This window comes from Richelia intracellularis HH01 (assembly GCF_000350105.1).
Lineage (GTDB): Bacteria > Cyanobacteriota > Cyanobacteriia > Cyanobacteriales > Nostocaceae > Richelia > Richelia intracellularis.
The window spans coordinates 76,301-97,148 of record NZ_CAIY01000027.1; the positions used below are offsets into that span (position 1 = coordinate 76,301).

Annotated in this window: 21 protein-coding genes; 12 read left to right on the plus strand and 9 right to left on the minus strand. The window is 35.3% G+C overall.

The window, feature by feature from the left end; all coding sequences use genetic code 11:
- Positions 1 to 159 precede the first annotated feature (159 nt).
- From RINTHH_RS02065 to RINTHH_RS02110, 9 genes are all read left to right on the plus strand, one after another.
- Positions 160 to 348 carry a hypothetical protein gene (locus RINTHH_RS02065; protein WP_008232340.1) on the plus strand — a complete coding sequence of 63 codons (189 nt, stop codon included), beginning with the start codon at positions 160 to 162 and terminating at the stop codon, positions 346 to 348.
- Positions 349 to 747: 399 nt separating this feature from the next.
- A complete protein-coding gene (locus tag RINTHH_RS02075) occupies positions 748 to 1,527 on the plus strand; it encodes a phycobilisome rod-core linker polypeptide (RefSeq protein ID WP_008232344.1) in 780 nt (259 codons plus the stop codon).
- A 72-nt stretch (positions 1,528 to 1,599) separates the two neighbouring features.
- Positions 1,600 to 2,367, plus strand: a complete 768-nt coding sequence (locus tag RINTHH_RS02080; RefSeq protein WP_008232345.1) for a phycobilisome rod-core linker polypeptide — start codon at positions 1,600 to 1,602, stop codon at positions 2,365 to 2,367.
- A 307-nt stretch (positions 2,368 to 2,674) separates the two neighbouring features.
- Positions 2,675 to 3,235, plus strand: coding sequence for a phycobiliprotein lyase (locus RINTHH_RS02085; protein ID WP_008232346.1), 561 nt, complete (start codon positions 2,675 to 2,677; stop codon positions 3,233 to 3,235).
- Between the two features lie 62 nt (positions 3,236 to 3,297).
- Positions 3,298 to 3,912 carry a chromophore lyase CpcT/CpeT gene (locus tag RINTHH_RS02090; protein WP_008232347.1) on the plus strand — a complete coding sequence of 205 codons (615 nt, stop codon included), beginning with the start codon at positions 3,298 to 3,300 and terminating at the stop codon, positions 3,910 to 3,912.
- A gap of 104 nt (positions 3,913 to 4,016) precedes the next feature.
- On the plus strand, positions 4,017 to 4,295 hold the full coding sequence (locus RINTHH_RS02095; RefSeq protein WP_231291143.1) for a CpeR family transcriptional regulator: 279 nt from the start codon (positions 4,017 to 4,019) through the stop codon (positions 4,293 to 4,295).
- 1,050 nt (positions 4,296 to 5,345) lie between these two features.
- The gene (locus RINTHH_RS02100) at positions 5,346 to 5,558 is read left to right on the plus strand and encodes a hypothetical protein (protein ID WP_044304409.1); all 213 of its coding nucleotides are present in this window, start codon (positions 5,346 to 5,348) and stop codon (positions 5,556 to 5,558) included.
- 305 nt (positions 5,559 to 5,863) lie between these two features.
- Entirely contained in the window at positions 5,864 to 6,088 is a 225-nt protein-coding gene (locus RINTHH_RS02105) for a hypothetical protein (RefSeq protein WP_008232358.1), read from the plus strand.
- Between the two features lie 274 nt (positions 6,089 to 6,362).
- The gene (locus RINTHH_RS02110; protein WP_008232359.1) at positions 6,363 to 7,283 is read left to right on the plus strand and encodes a HEAT repeat domain-containing protein; all 921 of its coding nucleotides are present in this window, start codon (positions 6,363 to 6,365) and stop codon (positions 7,281 to 7,283) included.
- 552 nt (positions 7,284 to 7,835) lie between these two features.
- Here the strand turns inward: RINTHH_RS02110 and RINTHH_RS11325 are convergent.
- The 8 genes from RINTHH_RS11325 to cpeB all read right to left on the minus strand — a co-directional run bounded on the left by RINTHH_RS11325 (position 7,836) and on the right by cpeB (position 13,074).
- The gene (locus RINTHH_RS11325; RefSeq protein ID WP_008232364.1) at positions 7,836 to 8,147 is read right to left on the minus strand and encodes a globin family protein; all 312 of its coding nucleotides are present in this window, start codon (positions 8,145 to 8,147) and stop codon (positions 7,836 to 7,838) included.
- A gap of 442 nt (positions 8,148 to 8,589) precedes the next feature.
- Positions 8,590 to 8,727 (minus strand): hypothetical protein, encoded by a 138-nt coding sequence (locus RINTHH_RS10635; protein ID WP_008232365.1) that lies wholly within the window; start codon positions 8,725 to 8,727, stop codon positions 8,590 to 8,592.
- Entirely contained in the window at positions 8,721 to 9,008 is a 288-nt protein-coding gene (locus RINTHH_RS02120; protein WP_008232366.1) for a hypothetical protein, read from the minus strand. Before RINTHH_RS02120 ends, RINTHH_RS10635 begins: the two co-directional genes overlap by 7 nt.
- Before the next feature lie 237 nt (positions 9,009 to 9,245).
- Complete coding sequence (locus RINTHH_RS02125; RefSeq protein ID WP_008232367.1) at positions 9,246 to 9,596, minus strand: HEAT repeat domain-containing protein; 351 nt, start codon at positions 9,594 to 9,596, stop codon at positions 9,246 to 9,248.
- 125 nt (positions 9,597 to 9,721) lie between these two features.
- Positions 9,722 to 10,333: a HEAT repeat domain-containing protein gene (locus RINTHH_RS02130; RefSeq protein WP_008232368.1), complete on the minus strand. Its 612-nt coding sequence runs from the start codon at positions 10,331 to 10,333 to the stop codon at positions 9,722 to 9,724.
- On the minus strand, positions 10,320 to 11,651 hold the full coding sequence (locus RINTHH_RS02135; protein WP_008232369.1) for a HEAT repeat domain-containing protein: 1,332 nt from the start codon (positions 11,649 to 11,651) through the stop codon (positions 10,320 to 10,322). The genes RINTHH_RS02130 and RINTHH_RS02135 overlap by 14 nt, the downstream gene beginning before the upstream one ends.
- A gap of 276 nt (positions 11,652 to 11,927) precedes the next feature.
- Entirely contained in the window at positions 11,928 to 12,422 is a 495-nt protein-coding gene (locus RINTHH_RS02140) for a globin family protein (RefSeq protein ID WP_008232370.1), read from the minus strand.
- Positions 12,423 to 12,513: 91 nt separating this feature from the next.
- On the minus strand, positions 12,514 to 13,074 hold the full coding sequence (gene cpeB / locus RINTHH_RS02145; RefSeq protein ID WP_044304411.1) for a C-phycoerythrin subunit beta: 561 nt from the start codon (positions 13,072 to 13,074) through the stop codon (positions 12,514 to 12,516).
- 957 nt (positions 13,075 to 14,031) lie between these two features.
- On the opposite strand from cpeB, the gene RINTHH_RS02150 reads away from it, so the two are divergent.
- From RINTHH_RS02150 to RINTHH_RS02160, 3 genes are all read left to right on the plus strand, one after another.
- Complete coding sequence (locus tag RINTHH_RS02150; protein WP_008232375.1) at positions 14,032 to 14,634, plus strand: phycobiliprotein lyase; 603 nt, start codon at positions 14,032 to 14,034, stop codon at positions 14,632 to 14,634.
- A gap of 488 nt (positions 14,635 to 15,122) precedes the next feature.
- Positions 15,123 to 16,490: a DEAD/DEAH box helicase gene (locus tag RINTHH_RS02155; RefSeq protein WP_008232376.1), complete on the plus strand. Its 1,368-nt coding sequence runs from the start codon at positions 15,123 to 15,125 to the stop codon at positions 16,488 to 16,490.
- A 139-nt stretch (positions 16,491 to 16,629) separates the two neighbouring features.
- Entirely contained in the window at positions 16,630 to 17,847 is a 1,218-nt protein-coding gene (locus RINTHH_RS02160) for a DUF790 family protein (RefSeq protein ID WP_008232377.1), read from the plus strand.
- A 1,124-nt stretch (positions 17,848 to 18,971) separates the two neighbouring features.
- Here the strand turns inward: RINTHH_RS02160 and RINTHH_RS02165 are convergent.
- Positions 18,972 to 19,937, minus strand: a complete 966-nt coding sequence (locus RINTHH_RS02165) for a protochlorophyllide reductase (RefSeq protein WP_008232378.1) — start codon at positions 19,935 to 19,937, stop codon at positions 18,972 to 18,974.
- Between the last annotated feature and the right edge of the window lie 911 nt (positions 19,938 to 20,848).

The window sequence follows — 20,848 nt, forward strand, 5'->3', positions numbered from 1 at the left end:
AAAAAGCGAACTGCTTTCCCACAACTCACATCTGCCTTAATGAATGTGGGGTGATTTTATGGAAAGTCCAGATATATGTTGGTTATGACATATTGATTTTATGGAATTTGTGCGGAGATTTATCTATTTATAGAAACATTCTATGTCATTCCCTATCTGATGGGAGGCCAGTTCTTATTAACTGATGAATCACAATTGTACAATCGTGGTATAACAGTCCATAATGTTGTTGTTCAACAAACAGGTAAAACAGACTTTATCAAAGCTATTACCTTACAAGGCGTGAACCAGGGGATTTTGTGGAATTGGATTTTATCGATTTACCTGGCTGTAAACTCCCTCAAGTAGAGATTGAGAGATATACCCTTCCCTCCGCTCTTCACATATATGTCTGTTAACCACATACCACTATTGCTAAGCTTAATCTTATTGGGAATTCCTCTGGTACTTCTGCTGCTAATTTAGTTACAGGTTCTAAATTTGTATAGTTTTCGTTTTCCTAGTACTACAGGGTCTATTATTCCGGGCAGTAATCCAACTCATGAAACAAAATTTAATAAGCATACCTGGAGTGATATAAATTTTTCTGCTCTAGAATTATGGAGATGTAATGGGGGTATAAGCAAAGCCCTATTACATCTCTACCCTTGTAGGATTATGGATTTCAATGAATTGCAATAGCAATTCCTTTATCTATTTCAAATTACCAGAAATACAATAAACTCACTTGACACAGGAAATATTTTCATGGTCCTCTGGTTAGAAGATGCTGAAGTTATGGAATTGTACCCTAACGTTGCAGAAGATGAATTACAAAAACTAATTCGGGCAGTATATAAGCAAGTATTGGGTAATTACCATATAATGGACTGCGAGCGTATAACGAGTGGAGAGTCCTTGTTAAGAAATGGTGATATTACTGTAAGAGGCTTTGTCAGATTGGTAGCTCAATCTAAGCTATATTGTTCCAAGTTCTTTGAGAATTCTTCTCCCTACCGTTTTATTGAGCTTAATTTTAAACATCTGCTAGGACGTGCACCCCAGGCTCAGAGTGAAATTTCCGAACATGTAATAATTTACAATAATCAAGGCTATGAAGCCGAAATAGATTCTTACATTAATAGTGATGAGTATCTATCCAATTTTGGCGAAAACATAGTTCCTTTCACCCGTTGTAATCGCACCCAGGTAGGTATTAGAAGTGTTGGTTTTAACCGTACTTTTGCCTTAAATCGTGGATTTGCCGCTAATGATATTGGAAAGGAAGCACAATTAATCATTGATGTAGCTAGGAACTTAGGGACAAAGATAACTACACCTAATAATTATGGTTCAGGAGTTCATAGCAATACCAGCAAGCGCTACCGAATTAAAGCTTCTATCATAAATAGAACTGCTAGGCTAAATCGTTTGAGCAGGATGGAATACAATGTTGACTATAGTCAGCTATCCCAGCAAGTTCAGAACATTATTAATAATGGTGGCAGGATTAGCAGTGTAACTGAAGTCAGCCAGTATAAAAACTAACTGAGCTGTATACCAATTTAGAGATGGGAATTGAAATCAACTTTTAAGTCTAACATTGAGGAGATATCTCATATGGCACTTTGGATAGCCGACACAGAACCATTAGAACTGCGTCCTAATGCAACAGAAAATGACTTGCAGAATATTATTCGAGCAGTTTACAAACAGGTGTTGGGAAATATACATCTGATGGAAAGTCAACGTTTTACTAATGCTGAGTCTTTGCTACGTAATGGTAGTATTTCCGTAAAAGGTTTTGTCAAACTAGTAGCTCAGTCAGATTTATACTTTTCTTTGTTCTGTGAGTCTTCTTCTGCATATCGCTTTATTGAGCTAAACTTCAAGCATCTCCTAGGCCGCGCCCCCCAAGACCAAGCAGAAATTTCCGGACATGTAAATACTTTTATTAGCCAAGGTTACAAGGCTGAAATTAATTCTTACATTGATAGTGAGGAATATATACTGAACTATGGAGAATATATTGTTCCTTACACTCGCGGCAATAAAACCCAAATAGGTCTTAAGAATGTTGCTTTTAACCGTACATTTGCCCTAAATAGGGGATTTGCTGCTAATGATATTGGTAATCAGGCTAAGTTAATTACTGATGTGGGTGTAAACTTGGGTACCAAAATCACCTATCCTACTAGTGCTTCTGGTATCAAAGATAATACAGGTAAGCGCTTTCGTATTCATGTGGCAAAAGCCACCTATGGTCCCAGAGTTACCCGAAGTAAACAAACTTTTGAGGTGGGATATGGCCAGATGTCTCAAAAAATAAGGAATATCCAGAAATCTGGTGGGAAAATTCTAAGTATTAGTGAAGCAAATAGTTATTAAAGTAATGTAGAGGTTGGCGTTGGTATGTTAGCTTGATCATTAATACGATTTATGGATAAGTAAATCATACATCCAATCTCAAATTTCTGCTCAACAATTAGTTTTTAGTAAATTAGTTATTGGCTATAGTATTTAAGTATTGGCTGATAGCTGATTACTAAGAACCATGGTATTTGCATTGTAATGTACAGTTTTCCAAAATTAACTTAGTTAGAATAATATTTTTGTTTTAGGAGTCAAATTAAAAAGCATAAGCAGAAACAAGAATGCTTCAAAAAGCTGCTGGGAAGTAATAACAAAAATCTAAATGGGAACGAGAAAGTTGGTGGATATTACTCAGTTTATTAAGCAATCATTTGGCTTGTGGAAAGCACAACGCAGTGCACACCACCTGGCTTTTGCACACTTTGAAGCAGTGGAGTCGAGAATAAAGGTTTCAGAAATCACTCCGGATGATTCCAGAGTCATTGAACTTTGTAGGTCAAATCAGATAGAGCCGAAAAGAGCTATTATGCCTTTTCAAATGACATGGGAAGGACATTCAGACTGGGATGATGGTGAGGTGATGGAAGGTAGCTGTATTTTAGTACCAATCCCAGACAAAGATCGGCCAAATCAAGGTAAACTACTCAGAGATCAAGGATATGCAGAGATGATTGCTGCTGTTGGTAATTATAATATTACGGAAGATGGGACTTTTATACTAATAACTGAATATAAACGAGCAGCAGCAGAAGAGAAAATTTGGTTTGTAAATCCAAACTTACGGTGTCGGGTATCTCTAATTAAAACTAGTAATGGTACCGGCGTGGTTACTGCTTCTTTTTCTTCAGAAATTCGTTCTTTGAAGGCAGATAGTAACTTCTAATTTTTAAGTTGATATAATCATATATAGTCTAGTCTTCATATGATTTAATTAGGATTTAAATCATGACAGCATCATTTAATACAATACAGTTGCAAGCCAATAATTTAGTTACTCTTGCAAATTGGATGGCAGGAGATTTCAGTAACTACAAACAGTCATTTGATAATCCCAAATTATATGCTCATATCCACATTTCCTTTCGCCCTTTACCCTTTGATTTTTTTAATAGTATTGGTTTTTATTCCGAGCAAGCTTATGACTATGATTTATGGACCCCATATCGTCAAGGAGTACACAAATTAGTAGAGCAAGAGAAACAAGTTTATATCGAAAATTATAGTCTTCAAGACTCAATACTTTATGCAGGTGCTTCCCGGGAATTAGATATTCTTAGAACCATTACTCAGGATAGCATTAAAAGACGTTATAACTGTTCTATGATTTTCCGGAGAGATGGAGAAATGTTTCATGGGATAGTAGAACCTGGAAATTCCTGTCTAATTGAAAAAAAGGGATGTTTGACATATTTGGTAAGTGATGTAGAAATAACTGAAACAACCTGGAAGAGCATAGATAGAGGCATGCATCCAGAAACCCATGAACAAATATGGGGTTCAGAGCATGGTCCCTTATACTTTGAAAAAGTACGAAGTTTCGCAAATGAGTTAACGTCATGAGCTATGTCATAAATTAACCGTTAATTCAAAATTATATAAATTACTGGAAAGCAAGCATGTGTTACTAGCTATGTTGTATGTTGCCGCCAGAAGCTCAAAAAAAGATGCAGTGTTGGATCCGTAGTCGTCATTTAATTTCTTCCCGTAATTTCTTCATTTTCGAAACAGTAGACTATGCTACTATTGAAAGATTTTCCGAATGTATTTATACTTTAGGAGGTGCTTTAATCTCAGTGGATGCAGTAGACAAAATTTGGATGGGAAACCACCGGCAAGTTATTCTTTATAGAGCAAAAGCAAGTTTACATACCCCCTGTCATGAGCTCAAACAATACTGGATTAAATATGGTAGTTTTCACACTCGTTTTGATAGATATTTATGAAAATATAGAATTTTTAATTGATAGTAAGTAATCTACAAACAAAATAAGTCTTATGAATAAATAGAAGTAGAAAGTTTCAAGCTAACTATTTAAGTATATGGCTTGAATTTAGTTCAGATAATCGTATTTTTATTAAGTGGGTAAAATTATCTTCTCCAGGGCTAATAGATGTTCGATGTTATTCATTTCATCTTATTTTTATTATTTTAGAATTGACGTTATTAATATATCATTTATATTGACTATACAGTCGTATATTTAGGGCAATTTTAATGTCACAAAAAATCATAAAATTGCCATTAAATATGGTCAAACATACTTAAGGTTAATAACATAATGGCCCTAAAAAAAAGATGATTTCAGGAAGAACTATTTCCAATATATAGTTTACACCTAAATTCTAAGAAAGCTAAAAAGAAATGAGAATAAATAAACAAAAATAACTTAGTAAATAGAGCAACTAATTAGAGAATTAATCCTAAATATTGATGGAGAAAGGTTACCCCCACAGAAGAAAAACATAAGTGGTAAAACCAAGGTTTTGTATATAAACAATACACTAGGCCAAGCAGGAAAACTAGTCCAGATAGTATTAGAATACTTGATTTTTTTTGCTAGAGCAGTCCGGGAAATTGGTTTAAGATTGGAAATATTGACAGATAAACAATTCGAGAGGAAATTGAAATATGAATTATAAAAATAAATGAATATAAGGGACTTAAATATACCATAGATGAAAGCCGGAACTCATTATCAAAGTAGGCAGAAAATAGTGTGGAATACTTGGATGAAAAATGACAAAAGGTAGGAGGCATTGATATCAAGATAAAGTATCCCAATAATATTTAGAACAAGCATTACGTGGAGAGCATTCAAATAATGATTATGTGTGAAGAATGATATATAAGGATTTTCTTCTAGACAGGATGGATCAGTTAATCTGTGCAGGACAATCAGGACCGGTTTCATTTAGATATGATTATACTTTCTCTTGGGTATATTATTATAATAGTCAACTAAAAGACTGGGGCTTTTAAAGAAGCTATGTAAATGACACAAGTAGCTCCCTGCATAACAATAAAGAGAATAACAGCAAAATTGAAATTGCGATATGAACTAGAGGAGGTAGCTGCAGAAAATTTGAAAGCATCAGGTATGGAGGATGATATTTTTTACAATTTCTTCAACAAGAATAAATTTGTAGGAGGGGAAGATATATCCAATTACGGTATGACAAATGAGGGGCTAAAAAAACAGGAGTAAAGATTTGAGACTTTGATGTTCGCAGAATGGAACATTGTAAAAAAGTAATTTTTATACACATAAGTCTAGAAGATAAGAGCCTCAAAGACAGAGATAAAAATAAGATATCGTATCAAGGACTCTCCCAACAAATAACTGTGTAAACACTACTGAATGAAGCCTTTACAAAAATCAATAATAAAACAGTTTGCCAGGGAGTAGCCCAATCTAGGAGTATCAGAATACTACAAGTATTTCAGATATTTTCTAAGTTGAAAGTCAATAATAAATAAGTCAAGAATAAATAAGTATTTTAAGGAGAGAACATGTCTGAGTCTTCAGAAGTGACAACACAACAAGCAACATCTCAGGAATTAGCAGAGATGATTGCTGAATTTGAAAAATATCGGGAACGTCTGGTAAATTCCACTATGGAGGCAGGTAAGAAGGCCAAGCTAACAAAATCATCAGTAATGGCACAACTAGAACCAGAACTTAATAAAATTGATGATATCCTCAAGAAATTACACCAACAAAAAGCTAGCCAATAGTTATTCATTGGGAGTTACAATCTCCAAAAAGTTCTAAATAAATCAGTGATCCAGCCAGTATTTTTAAGTAGTTAATAATGATTAATATTTGATACTCTATTAATACTGATAAATTTTAACGTATGAATAATTCTGTTTTTTCTTTAAGTTTAATTGATAGGTGGGATTAGTAGTTGATATTAGTTATTGAAATAAAAACATGATTTCTAAATCATTGCCCAACTATTCTCATAATCTTCTGTCTTAAAGTGGTAGGTAATTCATAATAATTAATATGCTCAACCCCGAAACTCACGCCGATGATAATGAAGTCTTGCGGGTACAAGCCAGGACAGACTCTCTAATTCAAACAATCACTGAGCAAATCACGCTACACACCTTTGATACTGATAATGAAGAGTTAATAAGGCAAATGGTAGAAGGTTTTGCTGATTCCCGGGGAAGGATAAGGTTAAGGATTGCGGAAATATTGGGGGAGATCGGAGAACCTATAACTCCAATTTTAACGGAAGCTTTAGCTAATCATTCCAACCCAATTGTAAGGAGGGCCTGTGCAAAAACTTTAACACTGATTGCTGACCCAAATGCCATTCCTACCTTAGTTTATGCTTTTCTCAATGATGAGGATACAGTAGTCCAAGGTTCCTCTGTAGGTGCTTTAGCTAGAACAGGAGAGTCTGCAGTGCCGGAATTACTAAAAATACTGGAATCCTCTGAGCATACAGAAAGTATCAAAGGACATGCAGCTTGGGCGTTGGCATTCATTGGTGCAGAAGCTAAAGAACACTTGTATCAAGCACTATCTTCAGATTCTGAGGAAGTTAGGGCTGCGGTAGTGGCTGCAATGGCAAAAGTTGCCCAAGAAGACCCAAAGGCTAGGGCTTTAGATATTTTAATTAATGCTCTTGGCGACTCATCAGGAACTGTACGCAGTGAGGCCTCTGCAGCTCTGGGTAATTTAGCCTGTTTACAGGCTGTCCCTGCACTCATAGAATTACTTAAGCACCAAGAAGCAGAAAGTCGAAAGTCCGCAGCCTTGTCCCTAATGAAAATTCGAGATTTTTCTGTTATAGGATCAATACAATTGGCTTTCAGTCGAGAAGAAGAAATGTCTGTTAAATCAGTTATGCAATTAGCTATTTCTCAATTAGAGAAAGAGAAACAGTTAGGATTAAAAAAGGATAATTTAGCGTAGAGATATCTACGTCCCATAAAGGGAATTATAATGTGTTTCCCGGAGAGTATGTACAAAAAACCATTATACGACTAAAACTAAAACAACCCTAGACCCAAAATTTATACCTGTGGCAACTAATTAGGACATGGAGTTGATTAAATAATCAAGATAAGTGTTGTATTCGACCAACGCCTGGGCAGACATATTACGAGGAGCACACCCACAGGAACGTAGGAAAGACAAACTCAAACTTAGCTGCCAGCTTTTCTGCCGCTTCCATGCGAGTACTCATACGCTGCAAGCTACTTGAAAAGACTCAAGGTCAGAGCTGCTAGGAAAACGAGCACCCTTATCAGCTGCACTAACAACAGTTGTCAGAACTGATTTCATAAACCTTAATTGCTCCTGTATAAAACAAACTTCGATAATTTTGGATGTAGACCCATTTACCGCAAGGATTTTAGCTAATTGCAGAAGCTACAGTATCAAGATAGCTGGCAACTTCAGCGGTGATGCAGCACAGTCGCCTTTAGTAACCCTCATCTTACGGAATTTCCTACCAGCTTGAGCCTAAGTATTAGTATCACTAACATGTGCAACCGCACAAGACTTCATAATGTTGACAGCACGAATTGTATTGCCTACGGTAATACCCAATGCAGAGTAGGTTTCCTTGAGACGATTTAAGCAGCAGTCATTGAGAAAAGAAGCATCACCAGTTAATACTGCATAGGTGATGTAGCGAAGAATAATTTCACCGTCACACAGACAAGGAGAAATTTTACGGTTGGTATAAACACCGCCACCAGGAGAAGTTAAACCAGGACTTTCGCAGGTTATACCATCAACAGCATCAAGGTGCTTGCTTGTTATCTTCGTCAATAAAAGATTTGAGGGCAACTAATTAATTACCACTAACAAATTGCTCGCTAGCTTCTGTTGAAGCTACAGCTCTTGAAAAGGCATCACGCATTGTAATCTCCTTATCAGATAGTTAAGGATCATTAGTATCTGACTTATCAATTTGGTATGATTTGTCAGTTTGTATTACTCATTAATGAACATAAACAATAATGCTTAAGTAGATCTTGTTTATGAAAAATAAAGTCATAAAACTTGAAAAATTATTTAATTGAAATTATGCAATCAACCATATACATTATCCTAAGAGGGAAGCTTTTGCTTGAATGAGGAAATCATCATCCTTTAAGCCTATTAAATAGGTAGTATTATCTCTTAATCTGTCTAATGTCATCAATCAAGCGTATTTACAATGCCCAGTATTAGCTGTAGTAGCCAGGTTTTCTTTTAGCTCTGGAATAGCTCATTTACCTCCCAACTCACCTAGAGTGTTCCCACCCGCTATTCTATATTTTTGAAATGGTGGCTCTTGATTATAAATTACCCCTACTAAAAATTCATAGGCTGGTTGATATTTAAGCCAACCTAATGGTTTTACCACATGGTAATGAATGCCATAATCATAATAAGCCTTCTCTTTATAAGTCGCCATAATGGCTTCTGGGACAACATCAGGATAAATATTAATAATGTCTTAGCTGCGAGATAACAACGCCCAAAATCTGTTTCGTATAGTTGATTAATAGCAAATGTTAGGGAAGGGATGTAGTCACATTTATGTACAAGCTCTAAGTTATTGGGATAATTAAAAATTCCCTGTTCTAAGTAGGGCTGAATATCTGGGAATGTAATTTCTCCTGCAGAGATACCTGCTTGTGCCAATAATCTAATTCCCTGTAAACGGAATACTACGGAAATACAACACTTGGCAATTTGAGGTATACTTTCACAATACTTACTTTACTATCTATTAAGTCTTGAATACAATTTCTCCTAACATTAATACCTCAGTGTTTGAGTAACTCGATAACCTTAGTCATCTGTATGTAATTCCCAATAAACCGACATACGGTGCTTATTTCTGCACTCGAGATGAGTGAGTCTTCTAAAGTAGTAAATTTATAAATTGTCTCTAATGCTAGTTTGTATTCCAACTTGGCTAGGGTTTGAATGATTGTCCGATAGTTTGAGATGTGGTTTTTCTAATAGTTGGGTAACCTCTTCTAAAAGATATTCATCCCGAGTGCCAATTTCTCCAATTGACCAGACAGCATTTTCCACAGTGTAAGCATCCTTATCTCCTAAATAAGAACGGATAATAGGTAAAGCTGCAGATGCCCTGAAATAACCTAGAGTTTCTACAGCTTTGCACCCTATAATAAGGTTGTTTAGTACAGGCTCTTTGTTTTGAATTGCTGCAATTAAGGCATTTGTTAAATCAGCCAAAATGTCAGGATAACCAACCTGCATAAATCAGAATACTCTACTATATATTTCAGTTAACCCCACTATAATATTTGCTCATAGATCAAAAAATAGCCTTGCCTCTATAATTTTTTCTTGTGTAATGTACATGTATGCCATTTCTTGATCACCTATTTTGGCTGATTTTTCATTATCATTTCCAATCTAGATAAACCACTATCTGCAGCCTCTTTGACATAGATATCTACTACAGACCCATCACTAACCAATTGGGTAAGAACTTCTTTTGCCTTATCACCACCAATTGAAGCTATGGTATTAGTTATTGTTACAGCTAATGCTATGTTATCAGTAGTATTGAGTGCTTCCACTAAAATATCAAAGGCGAGACTACCTACTTCACCTAGTGCCATAACTGATGAAATATATACTACAGGGTTGGGATCATGTAGAGATTTTCTTAATCCTTCTAAACCTTCAATAGGAAAAGCTTCTCCCCGATAGTTAATAGCAACTTGGGCTAAGGCTTTAGCACAAGACCCTCGGACAGTTACACTACAACTGTTTAATAAGGACCCTACTAAGAAGGGAACTGCATCTACTCCAATTGCTCCTAGGGCCTTCACTGCTGCACGGCGGTAAACCATATCTTCACTATCCAATATCTTCATCAACTGGTGTATAGTCGTTTTGTCGAAAGTTTCAGCCAGTTTCCATATAGCACGTTCCCGCAAGTTGGGATTAGGGTGTTTTAGTTTCTGAAAAAGTTCATCTTGAGTCATTTTCAAATTCTGAATTATTAATCATCAAATTATGTATTGGTTTTCCAGTAGCTCTCTGCCTTGCCACCTTCGCTTGAATTATCCAATCCTGGTCATTAGCTGCCATTTCCCAACCGCTATTAGACCCTAGTTTCTCCAACGATATTAAGGCAGCATACTTTAATTCCCAGATAGTAGTTTCCATACAGTCTTTCAATTTGGAAATTGCCTGTTTCTGACCCAATTCCCCTAAAGCGATTGCTGCTGCCGTTCGTGATTTTTGGAATTGGGGTTCCTGGTTGTACAAGGCTTCAATCAAAATAGGATAGGCAGGAGTATATTTTAACCATCCCAACAACTTGACTATATGATAATGTGCTCCATAGTCATTGTAAGCTTCCTTGGTGCAAGCCATTATTAGAGCTTCACCAGCAATATTCCTATAATTCTTTAGTATTGTTTGTGTTGCCAAATAACACCGCCCAAAATCTGTTTCGTATAGTTCACGGATGGAAAATTCTAGGGTCGGGGTTGTATCGTATTCATGCACTAGATTTAAGTCTTGAGGATGATCAAAAATGACTTTGTCTAAGTAAGGTTCAACATCCATAAAAGCAAGTACGCCATCTGCTATTCCAACCTCCGCCAACATTCGAATGCCACGAAGACGAAACACCGGAGATACTGAACATATAGCAATTTCCGGAATGGCACTATAATAATTAACATTAACCAAGTCTTGAATACATAGCCTACGAACATAGACTTTGGGATTTTGTAAAAAATCAACCACTTGAGGCATAGATGAATTGTTGCCTGTGAACCTATAAATAGTAGCAATTGCCGCACTGGCAATTGTCTTATCATCATGTTCTATAAACTGAAGAATTCGATACAACGCAGGTTTATATTCTAATTTTGCTAGAGTATGAATGATTACCCGATAAATCTGTTCTGGTTTATCGAGTAATTTGGCAATTTCCTCGAGGATATTTGTATCACGAGTACCAATTTCCCCAATTGCCCACACAGCATTTTCCACAGTATAACAATCATCATCTGCTAGACACCCGCAAATTAATAAAAGTGCCTGGCGGGCTTTTAGATGTCCTAGGGACTCAATGGACTTACGCCGTACGATACGGTTTTCTAATGAAGATTCAGTATTTTTTACTGCCCTCATTAAAGAACTAATAGAAGCTTCTGTAGGAAAACCAGCTAGGTGGGAGGCAGCGATGTAGCGAGAGTCATTTTCTCCCAACTGACCTGGGGATTTATCTAGTATGGCTATAGCTTCTTCTTCGGTAAGATTAAATAGCTTGAAAAAGCGCTTATCCATTATTTATAAAAATAAAAAATATAACTACTAACAGTTATTAATACTGATGTTAATGCCAAACTTAAGTTTTTGAACATAATACCTATAGGTACCACCCTCAAGTCCCAACGACATGAAGCCAATAAATCCGGGAAATCCCAGAGCAATATTTAACCTTCTCGGGACCCCCAGAGCAATATTTAACCTGAACTAAAAAAGTAGGTTAGTGTCTTAAATAAAAATATTCAGGTAACAATAACCAACTTTTAGGATTAGATATTCACAAATGAAAATCAACTATGATAGTGAGTTGATAGCATAGTCCAAAAGGGCATTATACTCAGTTAATGCCTGGGGGGACATATCACGAGGAGCACAACCACGGTTACGAGCAAAGCTCAAAGCCTCAACATAAGGAGCAGTAGGTAGACCCAAAGCACGGTAAACTTCGCGACCACCAGCAATACCCCATTCATCTAATGGGCCGGTACCACCAACAACTAAACAGTATTGAATCAGACGCATATAGTGCTTGATATCACGAGCACACTTAGCTTTAAAAGTATCGGTGGAGTGAGCCTCACCAGCATTGTTCAAGTAGGGATACTTCTTTATGCAAGCATCATAAGAGTCTCTGGCTACCACATCAATATTATTGCCTAACTTCTCAGCAGCTTCCAAACGGGCTGAGGATCGCTGGACAGAGCCCTGTACTGATTCCAAGTCAGAGGTAGAAGGGAAACGACCCGCTGCATCAGCAGCAGCAATAACGGTAGTAACAACTGATTTCATTATTTTTATCTCCAGATTAGATTTTGATCGGGTGTTAATTTCAATTTACTCGTTTACTAGCAAATTCACTTTCACTATTAGTAATTTGCAATTAGCTTAAAGCAGAAATCACACGATCAAAGTAGCTGGAAGCTTCAGCTACCAAGCTAGCACAACGGTCTTCAGCTACGGTAGTACCCATTTTGCGTAATTTAGCACCAGCAAGAGCTTCACTGGGGCTATCTTGAATATGGGCAGTAGCCTGAGCTTTCATAATTTGAACTGCTCGAACAGCAGAAGTGGAAGGTACCCCTAGGGCAGCATAGGTTTCCTTTAAACCATTCAGACAACGATCATCTAACACAGATGCATCACCAGCTAACAAAGCGTAGGTCACATAGCGAAGGATAATTTCACCATCACGCAAACAGGCTGCCATACGACGGTTAGGGTAGCAGTTACCACCAGCCTGGATTAAACCTTGATTCTCACAAATGATCCCAGCAATTGCATCAGAAACCATACAACTTGCATTACTAGCAATAGCATTCACTGCATCTAGTCTTCTGTTGGCTGCAGCTAAGTATTCACGCAATTCACTAATCTTATTGCTACCAATGCAAGAGGTGCTTGCATCTGCCGACACAACGGCCCTGGAAAAAGCATCAAGCATTAGGCTCTCCTTAGTAAATAACAAACGACATTGTGCATCGTTTGAAAACATCAACAACTAAAATACGAGATTGTAGTAACCTTAGTCTCGATAATTCTAAACAAAGCAATAATCTGTAATATTATTGTTGATGCATGATAATGCGAATTGATCATGGTTACACTCAATCATGATCAAGGGTATACTCACAAATCACAGTTTGTTATAATTTATTGCAACTTTCAAAGAAGCAATATCATTGTCACTTACTTAAACTACGTACTAGAAGAAAATCTACACCCACATAATTACAACTTGATATTCTTGCTACTATAAACCCTGAAAAATATGGTTATTTCATCCTTCAAGTTTATAGTAAGTCATCTTTACTTGTGATTATTAAACATAAATAAATATTCACTCATTACCGCGCTGACAAGTGGGTAGTGGCTACTTACGCAAACTTTTCTTGCTAAATATATCATTCACTTCATACTCTAAATACAGGCATAGACTTGCTTAAGTAAATATTTAACCAAATTTTTTTTTAGAGTCTTTAAACGAAACTGCTGCTTTAGACTCAAGTGAGTAGGAGAATCTATAACTCTTTGCTCCTGATCTTACTTGGTTATTTTCCTTATTGATACGTAATATTAAAAATATAGTATTTTAGCCTTTTTTGTATTGTCTAAATTAAATTCACAGCACAATCGAAAATATATTCATGCGAATATATTTTCGATTGTGTCAAACTACAATAAATATCAGTGAACAAAGTTTACAAATATTCAGATACCATCAAGCGTAGTCAAATTTAGTATTTGTAATTAACTCATTACTTTCCTATAATATCCTATGAGTATTTAAGTAAATATGAATCTTAAAAGAAAATGCAATTCACAACAAAATAGTAAGTAAGTATAAATACAAAGTAAGCTAGGGAATGAATGTTCAATTGGTTAGGAGAATTTCAAATTTATGGATGCAATGCAGTTTTTCCAATTGAGTGCTGGCAGATGGAAGTCTTCCCGGATAACCCATCATCTGGCTTTTAAACGTTCCGAATTAGGAGAATTAGATATTTTTGTAGAAACTTTGGGTGCGAATGATCCAGAAATTATTGCTTTATGTCAAATGCATGACATTGACCCTTGTTTATCTATTGGGGGTTCTAATGTGCGTTGGTTGGGAACCATGGCTTGGGATAGAGAGGAAGAAGAGAACCATGAAGGCAAAACCGTGTTTGCAATCGTCCCCGAGGTTGATAATCCTAGGAAAGGAAGATTATTAAGAGAAAAGGGTTATGCAGAAATTGTCCCTGTTGTTGGTCTATTTCACATGGATGAGGAAGATGGATTAGTATTGACAACAGAATATGAAACTATGAGTTCCATTGAAAGATTTTGGTTCCCTTATTCTAATTTACGTTTAAGAACCAGTACTGTAAAACGATTCGGAGGCTTTAATACGGCTTCTTTTTGTGCGGAAACTAGAATGGAAGAACTATCTGTTAACAATATTTCTAGCCCAATAGCAGAAGTCATCTCTGCAAAGCCATTATATTCCTCCTTCGGTTGGTAGAATAATTGCTCAACAATTTAAGTATTGGGTTACTAAAAAGGTTTATATTGGTACTTGGAATAGCATATGTAGTAAAATCTTCCCTATTATTCGGATATTCAATCTGTCAATAAGTTCATAATTTCAGACATTAATATACACTTAACAAGTAATGAAAAATCTCTCTTGTATTGAACTGTATGTTTGAGCTTATGCTTATGCCTATAATAAAAGGCTTACAATTCACCTTCTGTACAGTGGTTAAAAGAGTCGTATTAGGCTTCATAAGAAAGGTATGATATCGTTCGTGATGACCTAAAATATTAACAGTCTAAAACTAAAAATTCATCATTTCTATATTTCCATTACTTTTTACTTATGAGTAGCACCACATATAATGTGATGTTGCTATGTTAATTTAAGTACTTAATTATTCAATGTCTCTAGCCTGAAAATTTTTCCTACAATTTAAGAAATCAATTGCTCCTATTGATATACAATGAACTCTTATGGTTATTACACCAAAATTAACCTTTGATCGGGGTACCCTAATTTTGCATCCGCCCCCTCATGGCAATGTATGGATAGATTATGCGGTGTGGGATGATAGGGTAGAGAAATTTCGCGTGCCAGCCATTAAATACCGCCCGTTACTAGAAGCACTACAAGCATCAAAAACGGAAGTTACTGATGATGCTAAGGACTTTTACCCAATAGATTTAGTAGCTAGTTTGGAAATGGAACCATATATCCATCAAACTGAAGCATTAGCTGCTTGGAAATTAGCAGCTGGTCAGGGAGTAGTAGTACTTCCTACCGCAGCAGGAAAAACTTATTTAGCACAGATGGTAATGCAAGTTGCATCATGTACTACACTGATTGTAGTACCTACTTTAGATCTAATGCATCAATGGTATGCTCACTTATTAGCTGCTTTTCCAGATGCAGAGGTAGGTTTACTAGGAGGTGGATCTCGTGATAAAACCCCTATATTAATTGCCTCCTATGACAGTGCAGCAATCTATGCAGAGAGTATTGGTAACAAGTATGGGTTGATAATTTTCGATGAATGCCATCATCTGCCTACAGATTTTAATAGGGTCATTGCCGAATATTCCATTGCTCCCTATCGTTTAGGTTTATCTGCAACGTTAGAGCGCACAGATGGAAAACACGCAGATTTGAATATTCTTGTTGGTAAGGAGGTATATCATAAAAAGGCTGAAAACTTGTTAGGTAAAGTGTTAGCAGACTATGAAATTTTAACAATAAAGGTTAGCTTATCAAAGCTGGAATGGAAAAAATACAATCAACTGATTCAAGTTCGCAATGATTTCTTAAAAGAATCAAAAATATTCTTGGGGAGTATTAAAGGTTGGCAGAAGTTTGTGCAGATGAGTGCGCAATCACAAACTGGTAGAAGAGCAATGTTAGCTCACCGGGAAGCAAAGGGGATAGCAATAGGTACAGATGGAAAAATACGTGTTTTATTAGATCTACTGGCAGAGCACTATCCAAAAAAAATTTTGATTTTTACTGCTGATAATTTCACAGTCTATACTATTTCTCAATCATTTTTAATTCCAGCAATTACACACCAAACTCCTGTTAAAGAACGTCATGCAATTTTAACTAAGTTCAGAGAGGGTGAATATAAAACAGTTGTGACTTCCCATGTTTTGAATGAAGGTGTAGATGTACCATCAGCTAGTGTAGCAATTATCTTATCAGGGACAGGTTCAGTAAGAGAATATATTCAACGTTTAGGTAGGATTTTAAGGAAGGGCAAAACTCCAAACAAAAGAGCAATTTTATATGAGGTAATTGCTGAGAATACAAGTGAAGAGAAAATTTCTATACGGAGGAGAGGCAACTAAGGATAAAAGATTGAATAGGCTTTAAAACAAGCGGGTCAAGACAAAATCCAATAGCTAGAAACTGGAAGTTAATTATTCTACTAAGGAATGAGACAAGGAGATAGTTGTAAGATCATTAATGTTCCATAATTTATAACCAATGCTACCAACCAATTTACTTATTTATTATCAAAATGGAGAGCAAATAATTCCTAAAAGAGTCAAAATCAACTCACAATATTTAGAAATAGCTACTGAAATAATTACCTGTTTTCAAAAAGCCGTAAGTAATATGCAGGGACTATTAGAACGTCAGCTATTAGACTTGGAAGGTGATAAACCAGACTATAAATTAAAACGGGGTTTGGCTCATATCCTTAAAAGTAAATTTTCTACCTTTGAAGTAGTTAGTCCTATAGAACCATTAATATTAAGGAAACGAGTATTTAGCATGGCAGCAAAATTACCATCTAGTAAAACTGCTACTCAAGTTATCCTAAAAAAAACTGCTGATGAATTAACCCATGAGTTAAAACAAGAAATCTTACCTTCTCAAGTTATAAATGGGTTGTATGCAGATTTAGTGGAAAATAAAATCTTGACACTTTTCGACCCACCAACATCCCAAGATTTACTCCATCGTTATAACCTCTCACAAGTTCAAGGAATATTCTATAAAGCTAGTCAACTAATTATTAATGCCCATCGCAATATACCAGGGGAATACAAACTGTTATTTCGCTATTTAAAATTGTTTCAATTAATGGCATATGTTGAAGGGGATGCTGACCACGGATTTACCATTACAATTGATGGTCCTACTAGCATATTTAAATCAAGTACCAGATATGGATTAGCAATTGCAAAACTAATTCCTGCCTTGCTTCATGTTACAAAATGGAACTTAGTGGCTACCTTGCAAGTTAGGGACTTATATACAAATACTTTGAGAAATGGATATTTTACTCTTACTTCTGAATGTGGCTTAGTTACCCATTATCCCCCGAGCAAATCTTATGATAGCATGATAGAGTCTTCTTTTGCCGAAAAATGGGAATTAACAAAGACTGACTGGGTATTAGAAAGAGAGGTAGATTTGGTTCCTATACCCGGAAGTGTTATGATACCTGATTTTAGGCTAGTACATCCTGATGGAAGTACGTTCTTACTAGAAATTATTGGTTATTGGCGACCAGAATATTTGCAAAAGAAGTTTTCTAAAGTATGGCATTCTGATTGTAATAATTTGATTCTGGCAATTTCTGAAAGGTTAAATTTAGATAAAGCAGGGATAAAATTACAGGGTGTACCAGCAAAGATTGTTTGGTTTAAAGATAAGTTACTACCTAAATCTGTTTTAGCGGCAATTGAAAATTAGTTTGAATATATTATGAACAGCTTTTACTACAAGAATAGTACTAAATAATTAGGGCGCTAGAGTACCTGCAAAGTAAATATATTCTGGTGATTGCTGCAAGTATCGGTAAGAATATACCTATTCAACTAGAAAGATATTGAGACTATTTATATTAGATTAATTGGCATATGATAATGTGTTAGGGGGGGAATAATAGGATATCCGATAAGTAGAATAAAATGATTCTATGAAAAAAGAGATAAATGTGTTTTAAGTAGGAATTTAGAAAGTAAACATCATAATTATAAGGCCTGAGGATATTTATATTTTCTGATGTGAGAATAGGCCAACAATATTAACAAAAAAATCCTATCTATATAAATCATCAGTTTTATATAGATAAACTTTGTTCACATAAAAATAAAATCTACTCTAATATAATCACGTTTACAAGTTATAAATAAATAACTGAATCAAGTATATTTTGTATTATTTATATTATCGTTTGTCTAAGAAAATAGCCAGTCAAATTTAATGGTCAATTTTCATATATTTATGATATCTTCTCTAGTAAATTTATATTTATTTTATATTAATCAAAAATAAAATATAAATTCGACTTAATTAATGTTATCAGGTACCTATAAATATGCCTTCATCTTTAATATAAAGAATCAAATTAATCCTATTAAAACCCCAACTTATTTTTTGTATCTTCTAATTTTTATCTTGGAAATCCTATCTTTTCCCCAAAGCTAATTTTAAAACCTCTTATTTTAGATTCTCCTATGGTTTAGTAATCCAGTTATAGCCTGGAGGGATCAGTAACTAAACTTTAGAGCTCATTATCAAATTAAATCGGCTCGATGAAAAAACGCATTTGTCATTGCTATTTGCTCATCAAGGTCTCAAATGCTTGTCTATTGAAACACATTATTGTAAGCACCAGCCATATTTAGCTCAATATTTACTATAAGGATTCTATCTATAAAGCTCACCCCAAAGCAGAAGGTTTTCAAATGTTTCATATTATGATTTTCACTACACAGAATTTCTCAATTAGGGAATTGGGAGAGAGCCCCCAATTTTTTGTTGTGGTATCAGTGTAACGTATTATTATTACACTATCAGTGTGATATAGAAGTTTAACACTCTATGCCTACCAGTTTAGCACTGGCTTCCCACATACTTCGAGCCTTATCATCATCACGGGCTTGAGGAGAAACCTTTTGCAAGAAGGCTTTACGGTTTTGACTGTTACGATTTCCCCAACTCCAGTAAGCACCAGATTGTTTGAACTCAGGCTCAACAACTATGCGTGCTACTCTTTCTCCAGCTAGTTCTTGGGAAACATATCCCTTGGTAATATATTTTTGGAATAATGGGAATAGCTTCTGAAATAAACGATAATGATTTCTGAATAATAGAGTATCTGCAACACAACCAGGATATAGAGAAGTGAAAGTAATACCAGTTGATTCATGATATCGTCGGTGCAGTTCTAACATCGTCAAGATATTACAAACTTTGCTATCTTTGTAAGCTTTCACCGGCTCAAACTTTTTCCCGTCAACCATAGATATAGGATCTTTAAAGCCAGCTTCAAACCCCTCAAGTTTACCCAAATCTGGACGAGGATAAACCTTGCCACCAGGTTCATCTGGATTATGAGTAACTGTACCTAAAATAACCAACCTTTTATCTTTAAGTGGGGACTTTTTCAATTGCTCCAACATCAAATTACACAAGAGAAAATGACTGAGGTGATTGGTAGTCATAGTTAATTCATAACCTTCTGGACTACGTAAAGGTTCTTTGAGTAAAGGCATATATATAGCAGCATTACAAACTAAAGCTCCTAATAATTTGCCGCTACCAGTAAATTTACGGGAGAAATCTCGTACACTATTCAAGTCTCCTAAATCTATCTGCATAACTGTGTAGCTATCTTGGGGAATATTTAGAGAACGAGCTGCGTTTCCAGCTTTACTTACATCACGACAAGCCATAACTACATGCCATTCCCTATCTACAAGTGCTTTAGTAGAATACAAGCCTAGCCCAGATGAAGCACCTGTAATTATAACTGTTGGTTTCTGATTCTGTTGCATTTTATTAAATTTGATTGTACTTGTATTAATAGCTTCTATAATCCCATAATGGGTGGGTGCAAATAGGCAGTATAGGACTTTACCTGATTTTCACAAGTATTAATATGACTTTGCTTATACTAATCAGATTAGAATATTTTTAGGTGATAAATTATTTTCCTATACAGTCTATTGCAGATTAAATTTCGGACTAAACTGCATTTGTTGAAAGGGAATCAAAGGTAATTTTACCCTAGGAAACAGACATGAGAACTAAGAGATAATTTATAATTCCCAAACAATGCTTAGCTTTCTATATTTTTTGAATCAAGGTGAAGATTATAACACAGTTAAAATTACCTGAAGTATAATAAAAACCCTATAAAAATGAATAGTTAAAATTCACATCTGAACTATAGAAATCTCCTATATAAATAACCCATATTAAGGTATTTATAATTCTCTTAGGTTAGAGCATTTATAAGAATTAAGCCATTTTAAATGTATCTTATATTATGAGTTTGAAAATAAAAGATAGTCATATTTGACAGTAAATTTAATTAAGTACTTTACTTACCACAAATACATTCTGGAAAATATTGGGTTTATTGAGTGAAAAAATTGATTATACAATCATCTTGATGATGAAAATTTTATTAATCAATGTCTGGCTTTTTAAAGCCATCATATTAGAAAAGGAACACAACAACCCTTTTCGTTATGAATTCCTAAAATATACTCATTTAGTTAAATTATTATCAAAACTATATATACGGTTATGCATTTCTGAATCGTCCAAAGAATAACATAACTATTAAGTTTTATCTTATAAAAGTTCAAGGAGTTTACTGGTTTACCCTCGAGCCTTATCAAACCAAACAGGTAGCATAAAACGTTCTACTTTGAGCTGAAAATTCTGCATGTAAAGCATC